Annotated in this window: 8 protein-coding genes; 1 reads left to right on the forward strand and 7 read right to left on the reverse strand. The window is 42.6% G+C overall.

All coding sequences use genetic code 11. The annotated features are described in order from the left end of the window. Both ACKTT2_RS09960 and psaA read right to left on the reverse strand, forming a co-directional pair. Positions 1-128: hypothetical protein (locus tag ACKTT2_RS09960; protein ID WP_407886269.1), on the reverse strand; the 128-nt coding region annotated here is incomplete at its 3' end. A gap of 116 nt (positions 129-244) precedes the next feature. Next, a complete protein-coding gene (psaA, locus tag ACKTT2_RS09965) occupies positions 245-2491 on the reverse strand; it encodes a photosystem I core protein PsaA (protein ID WP_407886216.1) in 2247 nt (748 codons plus the stop codon). 694 nt (positions 2492-3185) lie between these two features. Between psaA and ACKTT2_RS09970 the strand changes: the two genes are divergently transcribed. After that, entirely contained in the window at positions 3186-4778 is a 1593-nt protein-coding gene (locus tag ACKTT2_RS09970; RefSeq protein WP_407886218.1) for a hypothetical protein, read from the forward strand. Positions 4779-5461: 683 nt separating this feature from the next. Here ACKTT2_RS09970 and ACKTT2_RS09975 read toward each other — a convergent pair. The 5 genes from ACKTT2_RS09975 to ACKTT2_RS09995 all read right to left on the reverse strand — a co-directional run bounded on the left by ACKTT2_RS09975 (position 5462) and on the right by ACKTT2_RS09995 (position 16044). Further along, a complete protein-coding gene (locus tag ACKTT2_RS09975; RefSeq protein ID WP_407886220.1) occupies positions 5462-7030 on the reverse strand; it encodes a metallophosphoesterase family protein in 1569 nt (522 codons plus the stop codon). Positions 7031-7127: 97 nt separating this feature from the next. Beyond that, positions 7128-8087 (reverse strand): YegS/Rv2252/BmrU family lipid kinase, encoded by a 960-nt coding sequence (locus tag ACKTT2_RS09980; protein ID WP_407886222.1) that lies wholly within the window; start codon positions 8085-8087, stop codon positions 7128-7130. A 69-nt stretch (positions 8088-8156) separates the two neighbouring features. Beyond that, positions 8157-8399 carry a DUF6887 family protein gene (locus tag ACKTT2_RS09985; RefSeq protein ID WP_407886224.1) on the reverse strand — a complete coding sequence of 81 codons (243 nt, stop codon included), beginning with the start codon at positions 8397-8399 and terminating at the stop codon, positions 8157-8159. 226 nt (positions 8400-8625) lie between these two features. Beyond that, on the reverse strand, positions 8626-10692 hold the full coding sequence (locus tag ACKTT2_RS09990; RefSeq protein ID WP_407886271.1) for a prolyl oligopeptidase family serine peptidase: 2067 nt from the start codon (positions 10690-10692) through the stop codon (positions 8626-8628). Positions 10693-10752: 60 nt separating this feature from the next. Continuing rightward, positions 10753-16044 carry a hybrid sensor histidine kinase/response regulator gene (locus tag ACKTT2_RS09995; RefSeq protein ID WP_407886226.1) on the reverse strand — a complete coding sequence of 1764 codons (5292 nt, stop codon included), beginning with the start codon at positions 16042-16044 and terminating at the stop codon, positions 10753-10755. Positions 16045-16077: the final 33 nt, after the last annotated feature.

Genomic DNA, 16077 nt, shown 5'->3' on the forward strand with positions numbered 1-16077 from the left:
TAAAGATTTTCTTCCGTCATGCCATCGTGGCTTTCAAAATCATTTCCCATAGCCATCGCATACCAGATCCGACGTGTCGTCGGGTCTTGTGCGAGGTCCTGGCTAAATTTTGGAAATTTTGTTGCCATGGGTTTGATAAAATCCTCTGACCTTTAGCCACCAACTTATAATTTTGGATTTCGGATTTTCGATTTTGGATTTTCTCTAAAACCTAAAATCCAAAATCCAAAATTTCTATTGATGTTTAGCCTAATGAAATGATTCTTGCGTGGAAGAACGCCCAGGTTGTGGCGATTCCTCCTAAGAGGTAGTGAGCCACACCAACAGCCCGACCTTGAATGATGCTAAGAGCGCGAGGCTGAATGGATGGAGCTACTTTCAGTTTATTATGAGCCCAAACAATCGACTCAATTAATTCTTGCCAGTAGCCGCGACCGCTGAACAAGAACATTAAACTGAACGCCCAAACAAAGTGAGCACCTAAGAAGAGGAGACCGTAAGCTGAGAGCGCACTGCCATAGGAGTTAATCACTTGGACAGCTTGTGCCCACAGGAAGTCACGCAACCAGCCATTGATAGTAATAGCGCTTTGAGCGAAGTTACCACCAGTGAGGTGATTGACCACACCATCTGAGTCTACGGTTCCCCAGACATCTGACTGCATCTTCCAGCTGAAGTGGAAAATTGCAATGGAGATGGTGTTGTACATCCAGAACAAACCTAAGAACACGTGATCCCAACCGGACACCTGACAGGTACCGCCACGACCCGGACCATCGCAAGGGAACCGGAAGCCCAAGTTCATCTTGTCTGGAATCAGACGAGAACTGCGAGCAAACAGGAATCCTTTCAACAGAATCAACAGAGTGACGTGGATTTGGAATGCGTGGATGTGGTGGATTAAGAAATCCGCCGTACCCAATGCAATTGGCATCATTGCCACTTTGCCGCCTACAGCCAAGATACCGCCACCGAAAGCATAGCTAACAGGTTCTAGTGCGTTGGGTGCGGTTGCACCAGGCGCTACTGTGTGGAGGTTTTGCACCCACTGAGCAAACACTGGCTGCAGCTGAATCGCTTTGTCAGAGAACATATCTTGGGGGCGACCCAAGGCACGCATTGTATCGTTGTGAATGTACAGTCCAAAGCTGTGGAAGCCTAGGAACATGGACACCCAGTTGAGGTGAGAGATGATTGCATCTCTGTGACGAAGCACGCGGTCTAATACGTTGTTCTGATTCACTACTGGATCGTAGTCACGCACCATAAAGATGGCACCGTGAGCAGCAGCACCTACAATCAGGAATCCTCCAATCCACATATGGTGGGTGAAGATACAAAGCTGAGTTGCGTAGTCTACTGCTAAGTACGGATACGGAGGCATCGCGTACATATGGTGAGCCACAATGATGGTCAACGAACCCAACATTGCCAAGTTGGTTGACAGTTGTGCGTGCCAAGATGTGGTGAGGTTTTCGTAGAGACCTTTGTGACCGTCGCCAGTGTGGTTTTCCAGAATCTCTTTGATGCTGTGACCAATACCCCAGTTAGTACGGTACTGGTGACCCGCGATGATGAACAGGACTGCGATCGCCAAGTGGTGGTGAGCGTTATCTGTCAACCACAAACCGCCAGTCACGGGGTTTAAACCGCCTTTGAAGGTGAGGAAGTCAGCGTACTGTCCCCAATTCAGGGTAAAGAATGGCGCTAGACCATTGGCAAAGCCAGGGAATAGTTCGATCAGCAAGTCTTTGTTCAGGATGAACTCATGAGGTAAAGGTACATCCTTAACAGCCACTCCTGCATCCAACAACTTATTGATAGGTGAGGATACGTGGATGATGTGACCTGCCCAACCCAAGGAACCGCAACCTAGCAAAACTGCCAAGTGGTGATTCAGCATGGATTCAACATTCTGGAACCATTCCAGCTTTGGCGCACGCTTGTGATAGTGGAACCAGCCAGCGAACAGGAACAAACCTGCTAACACCAAGCCACCAATTGCTGTGCAGTAGAGCTGGAATGAGTTGGTGATACCCCAACCCCGCCAGATGTAGAACAAGCCGGAGGTGATTTGGATTCCACGGAATCCGCCACCGACATCGGCATTTAAAATTTGTTGACCAACGATTGGCCAAACAACTTGGGCACTTGGCTTGATATTGAGGGGGTCACTCAGCCAAGCTTCGTAGTTAGAAAAACGAGCGCCATGGAATATCATCCCGCTCAGCCAGAGTGTCACTACGGCAAGGTGACCGAAGTGGGCTGCGAAGATTTTGCGGGAGATGTCTTCTAAGTCGCTGGTATGCGTATCAAAGTCATGGGCGAGCGCGTGTAGGTTCCAAATCCATGTTGTTGTCTTTGGACCTTTAGCAAGAGCTCTGTCGAAATGTCCTGGTTTTGCCCACAGTTCAAACGTGGTTGGCACCGGATCGTTATCGACTATGACTCTTGCTTTTTTCTCCTCTCGCTCTGGAGGACTAATCGTCATTCGACCTCCTCTCTTAACAAGGATTGAGGAACTATCATTACCACATCATTGGCTTTCTCGCTCCTAACCAGCAGTTAACTGGAGTAGCTATGAAGACCATCTGTGGAGAGTGGTTTCTCGTTGAATTATAAAGGCTTAACTCCTACCTTGTTAGAGAGAATTTAACAATAATTCAAAATCCCCGAATCTACCGTGTTATCTGCTTTTGAAGTTCAAAGCATTGGACAAAAAGTCAATACTTTCTTTATTTATTTTACAAACTGACACAATTTGTAAAGATTATATTCCTAGCATAAAAAGACGAAAAATGCACTTTAATTTTGGGGATTGGGGATTGGGGAACTCGGGGCCCCCTCCTTGTTGAGGGGCAATGGGGATTGGGGAACTCGGGGACCCCTCCTTGTTGAGGGGCAATGGGGATTAGCTATGGGGAAATTTGATTTCCATCTAAATTAATTGGTCGCCAAAATAATTAAAAAAATATTAAATTAATATCAAAATAATAAATATGTATAATTAAATACTTTTTTGAAGCTAAAATGAGATGTGTAAAGAGAGCGTGCGATAGCGAAGCGCAAGCCGTACCCGACTTATCGCTCGCAATCTCAAGCCTGAGAAAGTGCAGGAATGAAGCATTTTTGGGCTATATTTTCCAGTGAACAATTTGGTTTTTAACTCTTATTTGGTGAAACGCATGAACTTGTGGCAGAAGACAGGAACGGTTCTCCTCAGATGGTTCGTAGCGCTCGTACTAGTCTTAAATGTGACCAGTTGTGGTAGCAGTGAAAAAGCTGTCAGCCAAGAACCAACCGCTAGCCCACAGCAGAAAGTTCAACTTTCAGGGCAAATATCAGAAGTTTCTCCACCAGCAACAATCCAAGAACTGCGGCAAGCACTGGAAATTTATCAGCCACAAGTGACAATAGTGGCTCCCAAAGCTAACGAAACCCTTCAAGATAATACAGTTACAGCCCGCTTTCAGGTTAAAGATTTACCTATATTTAAAGATTCAAAATGGGATCTCGGTCCCCACTTACACGTTATTCTCGATAACGAACCCTACATAGCAGTTTACGACTTAGACAAACCGCTAGTTTTGCCAGATTTATCCCCAGGAACCCATACTCTACGGATCTTTGCTTCCCGTCCCTGGCATGAAAGTTTCAAAAACGAAGGTGCTTACGCTCAATCAACATTCCATATATTTACAAAGACTGACAGTAACAATCCCGATCCCAAACAACCATTGTTAACCTACAGCCGTCCGAAAGGCGACTATGGTGCAGAACCAATTCTACTTGACTTTTACTTAACAAACGCTCCTCTGCATTTGGTTGCCAGAGAAAATCCCAACGATGAGATCGCCGATTGGCGTATTCGCTGCACAGTCAATGGTGAAAGCTTTGTTTTAGACCGTTGGCAGTCAGTCTATCTCAAAGGGTTCAAGCCCGGTAAGAACTGGGTAGAGCTAGAATTTTTAGACGAGCAAGGAAATCCCGTCAAAAACGTTTTCAACAGTACTGCTCGATTAATTACCTACGATCCAAAAGGTAAAGATACACTTTCTCGAATTGTTCGAGGAGAACTTTCAGCCGACCAAGTTCGCACCATTGTAGATCCCAACTATACAGCTAAGCCACCAGTTGTCGAACCGACACCCTCCCAAATCCCAGTACCTACTGTAGAGAAAGCACCCGAAGTCAAACCACAGGAACCAAAACCAGTAGTTCCCGAACTCGAACCAAAACTCGTTCCCACTTCTATTCCTAGTGCTGAAGAAAAAGCACCTGAAACACAAGTTGAGGAACCAAAACAACCGACTTCAGAACCCGAACTACAGGAAATACCTCAAGCCCAACCAGAAAAAGCAAAATCGAAAGGGTTTTTCAATCGCTTTAAGCATCGTCCAGAAATCACTCCAATTCCAAAAACAACTGTTCCACCAACTCCTCCTAGCGAACCTCCTACTTTGCCAGAGATTATTGAAACTCCACAACCAGAAGCTACGGTAGAACTACAAGCCCCAGAAGCACCAAAAGCTGAGTCAACAACTATACCAGAAACCTTAACTCAGCCAGAGCCCACAACAAAAGTGGAACCAACAACTCCACCAGAAACAGTGACTCCTCAGCCAGAGAAAAAGGGGCGGTTTAGTGGATACTTTAATCGACGGGCAAATAAGACACCAGCACCAGAGGTTATTGTTGAACCTACTCCCAACGTACCTCCTACTTTGCCTGAGATTATTGAATCTCCACAATCAGAAAGCACTCCAGAACAGCAGTAGTCTTCCTCTCGTTCTCAACCAGTGTCCTCTTATTGGCAACTTCAAAAAAATAAATCATCCATCTTGGGGAGAATCCATCTTGTGGAACGGGCGTCCTCGCCCGTTTTTTAATTAATAGTTGGCTGTCGGTATCACAATATAAGAAATTTAAGAACCGCAGCCTGTAGCAGATGGACGCGAATAAATTTGTACCTCAGCAAATTCGGAAAATATTTTTAATAATTTCTATCTTATTGATTAAAAGAGAGTTTAGAGGATGTTTGAAAAGTCATGCTTGATGTATCAAATATTTTTTTACCCCACCCTAACCCTCCCCGATGCATTGGGGAGGGAACCAGAAATTCAATTTCCCCAGCGAGCGGGGTAGGTAGTTAATGTAGTACCCGCTTGCAAAGGAGAGGGAACCAGAAATTCAATTTCCCCCCTTTCCAAGGGGGGAATAAGGGGGGTAATAATGTAATTAAAATCATAGCCAACCACTTTTCAAACAACCTCTTACACTTATGAAAAGTATTTATGAGCTTTTAGAAAGGATTTAACAAAGACCTGGAATGTATCTAGGTCAGCGTTCTATAACTGCATTAATGAGCTATATTTATGGCTATTGTTCTGCTTTAACAGACAATAACATCTTGCTTGAAGAAGAAATACCTCTATAAAGTTGTACCGCTCAGATTTTGAATCTAAATCACAAAAGGCTTAACCTCGTAGTTATTCCATTGCCGTTGATACCACTCAGCAACAAAGGTACGGACAATAAACTTAGGAGGACAACCATCTTTAACATCGATACGCAAGCTAGTGTAAGGTCTTCGCTTTTGCAAACCTTGACCGTTACGACCAATAAATAAGTGCGATCGCGCTACCAATCGCTGCTTTTCTTTACCGACAAACGCCTCATACAAATCTGCTCCTTCAGGACGCTGGCGTCGCAAACTATACCCGCTTCCACCGCAAACAATCCAGTGCACGCCAAAATCAGCACTGTCTCGATCTAATGTTTCAAGATGTTCCAAACAGTGTGCGTGACCATTTAATACTAGATCCACCAAAGGGCGATCGCCACTTTTAGAACCGACGACTCTAGCAACTCCACTTAAGACATTCCGCAAGCGATGGCGAACTGCTAAAGTTTGTGCTTGTTGCCATTTTGTTGCTTCTGTTACATAGGGAGGGTGGTGAAAGTAAATCACTCGCCCTCGGACATCCGAACAATTCCAAGATTCAATCAGTCGCTGCTTTAGCCATTCTAATTGCTCAATATCTGTTGCTATTTCTTGATGAGTAGAAAGTTGCTTATCAATATCAACAATCATTTCCTCGATTTGGGACACATTCGTTCGCACATCATCGAGTTTTTCCGTGCGATGGGGATCGGTAGCAAGCACTTTAGGAGAACTGTCCATCAACCGCATCTTTTCCTGTTCCAAACTCTCACGGCGTAACTCTAATTCCTTGCGAAACGCATCCCCCTCCTGAGTTTTAGGAAGGGGAAGTGGATTGTTAAATGTATTAGAATCAAGTGCAAAAAAATCTATGCCACCATAACGAAAGGTATAGTAACGATTGGGAAGGCGAGTAAAATGACTGGGCTGGTAACGCAAACAGCGTCCCGTATCTGTTTGTACTGTATAATGTTCGTCGAGATGACGGCTTAACTCTCCCGGAATCATATGACCTTTCAGGTAATCGAGAAAAGCACGCGCATAGATATCACCGTGTCCCGAACCACGCCAACCAACATCAAGATCTACACCCGACCCCAGTAATCGCCGCAATGGCAATGTTGTCAAAGATACTAATCCAAACAAAAGCGGCAACTCATAATAATCGTGATTACCCGGAACAGGTAGAATTGGCAGTTGAAACACCATGCGATCGTAGGTTATCTTCTCAGGATTTTCTCCCCCTACAATAAATTCGCGATAAGGCTTGATAAAGTTATCTGGGTAAAACTCACTTGACCCCACCAAATAAATCACATCACCTGTATGCAGCATAAAACTGCTTTCTTGATGGTGTGGAAGCATGAGTTCAGCAATTTGTCGTTGGGGATTGTAACCCCAATGCGGTCCCGCCCCACTATCACCAACAACTAAAAATGAGAATTCAGGATTGTCAGATGCGCTATTGTCAATAAATAAACGGGTTTGGTCAATTCCCCGTTCGACAATAACAGGGTCTTGCCACTTGACTCGCTGCTTCATCCTGCGAATTTTTTCGGCAATAATTGCCTCAGTCACGAGTTTCAATGCAATACTCCTGGGAATGTTAGTTGTTAGTTGTTGGTGGTTAGTTGTTAGTTGTAGAGCTACTAACAACTAATGACTAACCACTATCTACTAACCATTATCCTTTCTCCTCAACTATCAGATTTGGTAGTCCCTCAAGTTTTTCTGGAAGTTTTTCTTCTGCCACTGATGGCACAAAAACTGTTAAACCAGCAGGGATGCAGTGAATTTCTACAGGAGTTGTTCCTAAAAGTTCACCGTCAACAACAACCTTTTGAGGAGGGTCTGTTTTAATTTTAAATTGTTTGGCTCGCAAGTAACCTATATCATTTCGCTTTGCAGCGTTACCTGTAGAGGCGGTTTGAAAAAGATGGATTGCTGCAGCGATCGCACCTGCTTTATTTGCTGGAGCCACAATTGTCATATCGAGCAACCCATCATCCAATATGATACCGCCTGGTCCCTGTGCTAATACAGAGGTAGAAGGGGCAGCGTTCGCCACTGTCACAGCAGCTACAGTGGCTTTAATGATTTTGTCCTCAGTTTCAATTTCTACATCAAAATTTTCCATTGTTCGTAACTCTTGCACTCCAGCCAGAATATATGCAAGAATTCCGAACCGATTTTTTGTTTCTCTGTCTGCTCGTTCCACAGCGTCAGCTTCAAAACCAATTCCTGCTAACAATACCATTGGATGACCGTTACAGTAAGCTGCATCCACAGTCCGAGTCACTCCTTGCAAAATCACTTTACAAGCAGCATCGATAGTATCAGGGATTCCTAAAGCATGAGCAAAAGCATTTGCCGTTCCCCGTGAAATAATCCCAAATGGAACCTCAGTACCAACAACAGCAGTCACAGCTTCTGATAGAGTCCCATCGCCTCCCGATGCTATGACAAGATCGACTCCGCGATCGATGGCTTGACGTGCTAAATCGTCAGCACAAGTATCTTCAGTTGTTATTTGAACATCTAGGTCAATTTCTGGCTCTAAAATTGCCCGAATCATTGCCAAATCTTGCTCTGAGTCACCCTGTCCTGCAACAGGATTAAAGATAAGGCAAGCAGAACGTTTCATAAGGTTTCAGTATAAAGTCTAGTGTTGCTACAAGTTAGACTATTCTAGCTTGCAAAACACAAGTACTTCCTATTCAGTCTGTTCCACTATATTGTTATCTGGCTGGCTACTACGCGATGCTTCTAATTTTTGCCGAATAGCTGCTTGAATCTTTTCATCAAAATCAGGATCGCTTGGGCTTGCAATCAGTGATTTTGGACGCCGACTGAACCTTTCCAAATATGTCTGAAGAACGGCTCGATCTTGGCGATTTGCTAAAAAATACCGTTTCAATTCGGCATCACTCATGGCATCAAAATTCATTTGACTCATCAGAACACCTATCCATTCAGTATAATTTCAAACTCAACATCTTCATCATATCCAGTTCTCTTGTGGTGCGAAGAGCAGCGCCGTGCGGGGGTTCCCCCCGTTGAGGCGACTGCGGGGCGTCCCGCCCGCCACCAGTATAGAACGGGCGTCCTCGCCCGTTCCACAAGATGGATAATTTATTTATGAATAAACTCTTACTTCACGTTCCACAAGATGGATAATTTATTTATGAATAAACTCTTACTTCAGCTTGTACATCCAGTGTCCGAATTAAAAAAGCCCAAGCATCTGTAGCTTCTTCAATTCTTTTAGTAGTTGGTTTACCTGCACCATGTCCTGCTTTGGTTTCAACTCTAATCAGAACTGGTGAATTGCCACTATGGGCTGCTTGTAAAGCAGCCGCAAATTTGAAACTGTGGGCTGGAACTACGCGATCGTCACTTTCTGCTGTAATAATCATAGTTGCTGGGTAAACTGTACCTGCTTTCAACTGGTGCAGGGGAGAATATGCATACAGCACCTGAAACTCTTCTGGATTTTCTGGAGAACCGTATTCTGGAATCCAAGCCCAACCGATAGTGAATTTGTGGAAGCGTAACATATCCAATACGCCTACAGCTGGTAATGCTGCACCGAATAAGTCAGGACGCTGAGTTATACACGCTCCTACAAGTAATCCCCCATTGCTTCCTCCACCGATCGCTAATTTAGCAGATTTGGTATATCCCTCTGCAATCAACCATTCAGCCGCACAAATAAAGTCATCAAAGACATTTTGCTTGTTCTGCTTCATTCCCGCCTGATGCCAATCTTCCCCATATTCACCGCCACCGCGTAAATTAGGAATAGCATAGACACCGCCCATCTCCATCCAGATTAAGCTACTAACGGAAAAGCTAGGAGTGAGAGGTATACTAAATCCACCATAACCATACAGATATGTAGGATTGTTTCCATCTAACTGAATTCCCTTTTTATGGGTAATAAACATCGGTACTCTCGTACCATCTTTACTGTTATAGAAAACTTGTTTTGTTTCGTACTCGTTAGGGTTAAAGTCTACCTTTGGTTCGCGAAAAACCTGGCTTCTACCACTGACCATATCGTAGCGGTAAATAGTTCCCGGTGCAGTAAAACTTGTGAAACTATAAAAAGTTTCAGTGTCATTGCGTTTCCCACCAAAACCACCAGCAGAACCAATTCCCGGTAATTCAACTTCTCTAACAAACGAACCCGTCATCTCAAAAATTTTGACTTGAGTGCGAGCGTCTTTAAGATAATTCGCTATAAATTGATTGTTGATTGTGCTGATACTTTGCAAAGTTTCTTCAGATTGAGGTATGATTTCCTGCCAATTGTCTCTTTGGGGGTTATTAATGTCGATCGCGATCGCACGTCTTCTTGGTGCATCTAAATCTGTTTGCAAGTAAAAGATATTATCTTCATTATCGATGATACCAAAACTCGCTTCAAATTCATGAATAAGTTCTACCACTTCTGAATTGGGATTTGCTAAATCCTTGTAAAAAACTAAATTTTTAGGATTGGTTCCTTCCCATACTGAAATAATTAGATAACGCCCATCCTCTGTAACGTCACCATTAAATCCCCATTCTTTGCGATCGCGCCGCTCGTAAATTAAGTTATCTTCTGATTGAGGTTTCCCCAGTTGATGGTAAAAAAGTTTTTGATAATAGTTAACTTCTTCTAATTTAGTTTTTTCGTTTGGCTCATCATAACGACTGTAGAAAAATCCTTTACCATCATGCGTCCATGATGCTCCAGAAAATTTAATCCACTTTAACTGGTCTTCTAAATCTTCACCCGTTTCTATATTCTTAATTTTCCATTCCTGCCAATCAGAACCAGCAAAGGATAACCCGTAAGCTAACAACTGTCCATCTTCACTAATAGCTATTCCTGAAAGAGCAACAGTCCCATCTTCTGATAATTTATTGGGATCGAGTAAAACTTTTGGTTGGTCTTCAAGAGTCTTTAAAGTATAAAGTACGCTTTGGTTTTGTAAACCATCGTTCTTAAAATAAAAGTAGCGATCGCCCTCTTTAAAAGGAATACTATACTTTTCATAATCCCAAAGTTTCGTAAGACGCTGCTTAATTGCTTCTCTAACAGGGATTTGTTGAAGATAGCTAAACGTGACTTGATTTTGTGCCTCAATCCAAGCCTGAGTTTCTTCAGAATCAGGATTTTCTAACCAACGATAGGGGTCTGCAACCAAAGTTCCGTGGTAATCGTCAACTTGGTTGCTCTTAGTAGTTGTAGGATAAAACATAAGTAATTTGGTCACTGGTCACTGGTCACTGGTCACTGGTCACTGGTCACTGGTCACTGGTCAGCCTCCGTTAACCAAATTTTCGCCTTTTAACATCCGCGAAGCTGCTTCAAGCAAGGCTTCTTCAAGATAGGGTTTGGTGAAGTAACCGCTAGCACCCAATTGTATAGCCATTTGTCTGTGCTTATCTGCACCTCGTGAAGTCAACATCGCAATTGGCAAGTTACTGAGGCTGGGGTCTTTCTGAATGCGAGAAAGTAATTCTAACCCATCGCAACGGGGCATTTCAATATCGCAAAATACGATGTCGCAAGGTAAACCCGAGCGCAATTTATCCCATGCTTCTTGACCATCACGTGCTTGTTCTACTCGATAACCTGCTTTATTAAATGTCAGCGATAGTAGTTCCCTTACTGTAATAGAGTCATCAACAATCAGAACAGTTGGATCGATCTTAACAGCAGGTGTCTCAACTGTGAGTGTCGGTGTTTTCTGTTCTCTAAAGCCGAGTCCGCGTTGTTTGGAAGTTCTTCCTTGGAAGATATCAATGATTTCCAAAACGTCAGCAATGGGCATAATTCGACCATCTCCCAACACAGTCGCACCCGCAACGCCAATGGGTTTGGGTGCAGGTCCCTCAAATTGCTTGATAACTATTTCCTGCTCGTTCAGAACTAAGTCAACTTGCAGAGCAACAAGAGTACTTGCCGAGCGCACGACTATTACAGAAATTGTATCATCATCGCGGTTTCCACCGTAAACATTACCGCGACTGAGCAGACGATTAAAGGTTAAAATCTCCTTAAGAGGTCGGAATGGCAGCATTGTATCGCGCCACATGATGTACTTTTGACCATCATTACCCTGCTGAATATTTTTTGCAGGTATGTCGAGAGTATCTTCCACCCCATCCATTGGGAAAGCAATCCGTGCTTTGTCGGAAACACAGCATAGAGCCTTACAAATACTCAGGGTTAGAGGTAGACGAATAGTAAATGTCGTTCCTTTTCCTATGGTAGAATCAATACTGATAGTTCCTCGGATTTCACTGATTCGGGTACGGACGACATCCATACCAACGCCCCGACCCTTGATATCGTCAATATTTTCAGCAGTACTGAAACCTTGTAGGAAAAGTAAATCGTAAATATCAAGGCGAGACAGGGTTTTTGCTTGTTCTGCAGTAATCAAGCCCTTCTCAATCGCCTTTGCTTTAACTCCTTCTGTGTTGATTCCCGCACCGTCATCGCTGACAGAGATAACAGTTTGGTTTCCTTGGTGGAAGGCGCGGACAGTAATAGTTCCTGTAGGGGGTTTACCATTGGCTTGGCGCACTTCTGGTCGTTCAATACCGTGAGCGATCGCATTATTCAGCAAATGATTCAGAGGGCTTTGAAGATGCCCCAAAATCATCTTATCAATTAAAGTTTCTTTTCCTTCAATTTTCAGTTGTGCTTGTTTGCCCAACTTAATAGCATTTTCGCGGACTCCTCGCTCTAAAGCAATGTTCACCTCAGAGAAAGGTTCCATTCTTGCTCGCGTAATCCCCTCTTGAAGTTGGTTAGTAACCTGACGGAACTGTCGTGCAACTCGTTCTGTTTCTTCTGTCACAAAGTCGATGTCACTTGCTGCTTCGCGTACCCGTACAATTAACTCTATCATTTCTTGTGACAAGGAGTGGAAAGGAGTGAATCGATCCATTTCCAGTTCAGTGAAACCTCTATCTGTTTGTTGCTGCAAGATGGCAGAACCGTTGTGTTTGCGACTAGCAAGCAGAGAAGCTTCCAAAAGAGAACGCTCGTATAATTCCTGCATTCTCGCGCCAACATCGCTTAATTGCTGCACTTGATGGAGTAAATTATCCAAAGATTGCCGCGTGCGTTCGTGGTCTTGTTCTAGCGTGTTACGATTAACTACTAATTCCCCAACTAGATTACTCATGTCATCCAAATGCTTCACAGGAACCTTCATGAGTTGCTCAAAACGAGGGGTGCGACCAACAGAGGGGCGAGGAGGAAAATCTCCCTTCACCATCTCTTCTAATTCCTGAAACTGAATGTCAAGATCTCCTTTGGTAGCAACTGGTGTAACTGGCTTGACTTCTGAAACTTGTTTCTGAGGAACTTGTTCTACCTCTAATTTCTGTGGAGAATCAAAACTAGAGACTAATTCTTCCTCCAACAACTTATGTAAATCCGCAAACTCATCATCCAATGATGGCTCGATTGGTTGAGCAACTTCCTCTTTTGGAGGATTTAACTCTGTTTCTTGTGAAGAAGTAGAACCCATGATGAAAGATGTATCATCAAGGTCAAGCCCTGCTAACAACTCTGCTAAATGTGCAGCTTGCGTATCTAAAATTTCCGTGTCTTGTTCAATCGGCGTTTCTGGTACAGAGGTTTGTGGAATAAAAGTTTCTTCCTCGAACTCTAAATTCGAGAACAAGTCGGCAAAATCAGTTCCTTGAATTTCTGAGGTTTCTGCTTTCTGTGTTAAGGGTTCCTTTAATGGTTGCTCTGACGCATCATTGGTTACTGGAACAGAAGCACCATGACTCATCTGTTCTGAATTCTCAAACAGAGCCGATAAGTTAGATAAATCGTCATCTTGAATATCTAAGAAACTTTCTTCTTCCAATTCAGCATCTGATAAAAAATTTGCAAAAATATCTGGTTCTTCAAAACTGGATTCTACTTCTTCTAGTTGAAGAGTATTTTCAAAAACTTCTTCAAATTCTTGTTCTATTGGCTCGGAATTTTCGTCAATAATTTGCAAGCGATCGCTTACTTCTAATTCGTCTACCGCTTCAAATTCTTCTGTGATGAAATCTAATCCTAGCTCGTTGGTTGATATATTCTCCGACTCTAGAGAAACTAATCCTAAATCTTCTGATATGTTATTATCTGAATCTAGAGAATCGATAAAATCAAAATCAGTGACCTCTTCTTGAACGATTGTTTCCGATTGAATATTTATCAATTCATCTATTTCTAGCAACTCAGAAATTTCTGTAGAACTTATTTCATAAGCAGTATCTACAGACAACAAATCATCGTTAGTAGATTCCTGTGACAAATCAAAAGAATTCTCTGCGCTCTCAACAGTAACATCAGTTAAATCAATTGTTTGTGAATCTTCTAGTATGAAAGGTAAAGAGGTGTTTTCTTCCTCTTCAACACCTTCGAGATCGGATTCAGCAAAGTTTGTTTGTATCTTTTCTTGTGAAGAATGAGTAAATTCAGGAGTAAATTCGAGCGCTTCAGGAGGTGGTGCTGAGGATTTCTCTCCCGAATGCAGATGGCTACCGTTTTGTGGCAATAAGAAATCAAAATCTTGCTCTTGTGTCTGAAAGCTAACATCCAAATCTTCCAAATCTAAGCCATCTGATTCTAACTCTAAAGAAGGCTCCTCTTCAAAAATATCTTCTGCAACTGCTGCAAATAGCATTTCTTCTAACTGCTGGGCTGCATCTTCTTCACCAAAGGAATCAAGATCTGCTTTATTTGCTTCTACCTCATCATCCCAGAAGAGTTGCGTCTCTTCTATTTCAGGTAGTCTTTCTAATAAATTATCGTCAATATCTACTTCTTCAAGTTCATCAAATAATCCATTGGTAGAGGGGATCTCCTTATTTTCTTGAATCGTTTTAGATTCTTCCCTCGAAGCTTTTGGCGTAATTTCTTCTATAGGAGATAAATTTGTGTTTTCTATGAATAAATCGTCAAAGCTTGGTTCTTGGGTAGAAGCTAGTTCAAAATTTTCTACTGACTCAGCATCGCTTGCTAGATTTTCTACTATGGTTAATGTTTCGGTATTACCAGTATCATCAAATCTCAATTCTAATAAATCGCCGATCTCATCTTCTATTTCTTCATCACTTTCGGGTTGTAGAATTGTAAGATGATTTGGTGTTTGGGTAGCATCAACATGAATGTCTACACTTGGAATAGCTCTAGCTCGGTCTTGTATTTCCGAATTTTCTTCTTCTATCAAATCACCAAATAATTCACCAAAACTTAATTCTTCTCTCGTCTTTGTCGATTCCAGCTGTTTGTTAACTTCTTCTTGGAAGAATAAATCTTCAAATTCGCTATCGGTATCTTCAATATTATTTGTGCTAATTTCAAGTCCGGGTTGACTGGATTGAGAAATATCTACAACTTCTTCCTTGTCCCATGTCTCATCAAGATCGGAACTCTCTCCTTCAAATAAATCAGCAAGGGTATTTAACTCTGCAACTCCTACTTCGGGACCGTGACCATCTATACTACTTTGTATAACGGGTATGGTATCAAATTGAGTTTGAAATTGATATGTTAAATCAGAAAGACTAGTAATTCTATCTTGGAGTTCAACTCCTTCAAGCTCCGACTCATCTTCAATAAATTGTGCTACTCCTTCATCTGCATCTGTACGCTCGTCGAAAGGACTTATCGTAATATTTGTTGGTGGAACTTTGGACGATTCTATTGGCGTATTAGCCGATTCATCCATCGAATCTAGGGGAAGTTCTAATAATTCTATTTCAGCCTCAATGCAGATCAGGGCTTGCAGTTGCTGACTCACTGCAATTTCAGCTTCTCTACCAGTCAGGACTAATTCTAAAGCTTGTTTAATATCTGTAATAACAATTTTAGCTAAGGTAAGATATGTATTCTCAGGATTAGCGATCGCATTACCGCAATATTTGCACAAATTACACCAACTTGACCAATTTGATGTCTCACCAAGTCGAGCTAATTTATGACAGCATTCCTCCAGATTCTGACGAGTTTCAGATGTTGCAGGTTGCTTAAACATTTGCAACATATCTCGTAAAACCTGAAGTACCTCAGTTTGCACCTGTTGTCGCCGTTCCGTCTCACTAAACATTGGTTGTGGTGAAGATGAGGTAGCTACAGTTGTGCCATTTGCTCCTTCCGTGGTTCCTTGTGCTACAAGTAATTCTAAGTGCTCGTGCAACCACTTAAAAACAGGTTCGGTTTCGGACATTAAATTATTGACTGTTTCTTCAGTCAGACCGAAAGGTCCTTGCAAGTTCTCCAAGAGAGCTTTTAAGGTATCCAACACGCCAAGAAATAAAGATTCTAACTTTTGGTCAACCTTAATAGGATGCTCTTTTAATATTTTGAAACAATCTTCCAAACGATGAGCAGTGTGCTGAATGCTACTCAGACCAAGCATTGCCGCACCACCCTTAATAGAGTGAGCCGCCCGGAAGACTTCATTAACCATTTCCGGATCGCCAAGGGTACTCTGAAGATTCAGCAAGCCCTGCTCGATCGTATTCAAGTGATCTTTGGCTTCTTCTATGAAGTAACCCAAAATGCGCTGTTGTTGTTCTGGCAGCATAATCTTTTAGTCATTAGTCATTGGTCATTGGTT

Origin of the sequence: Scytonema hankhaensis NUACC26, assembly GCF_045865695.1 — a bacterium.
Lineage (GTDB): Bacteria > Cyanobacteriota > Cyanobacteriia > Cyanobacteriales > Nostocaceae > Scytonema.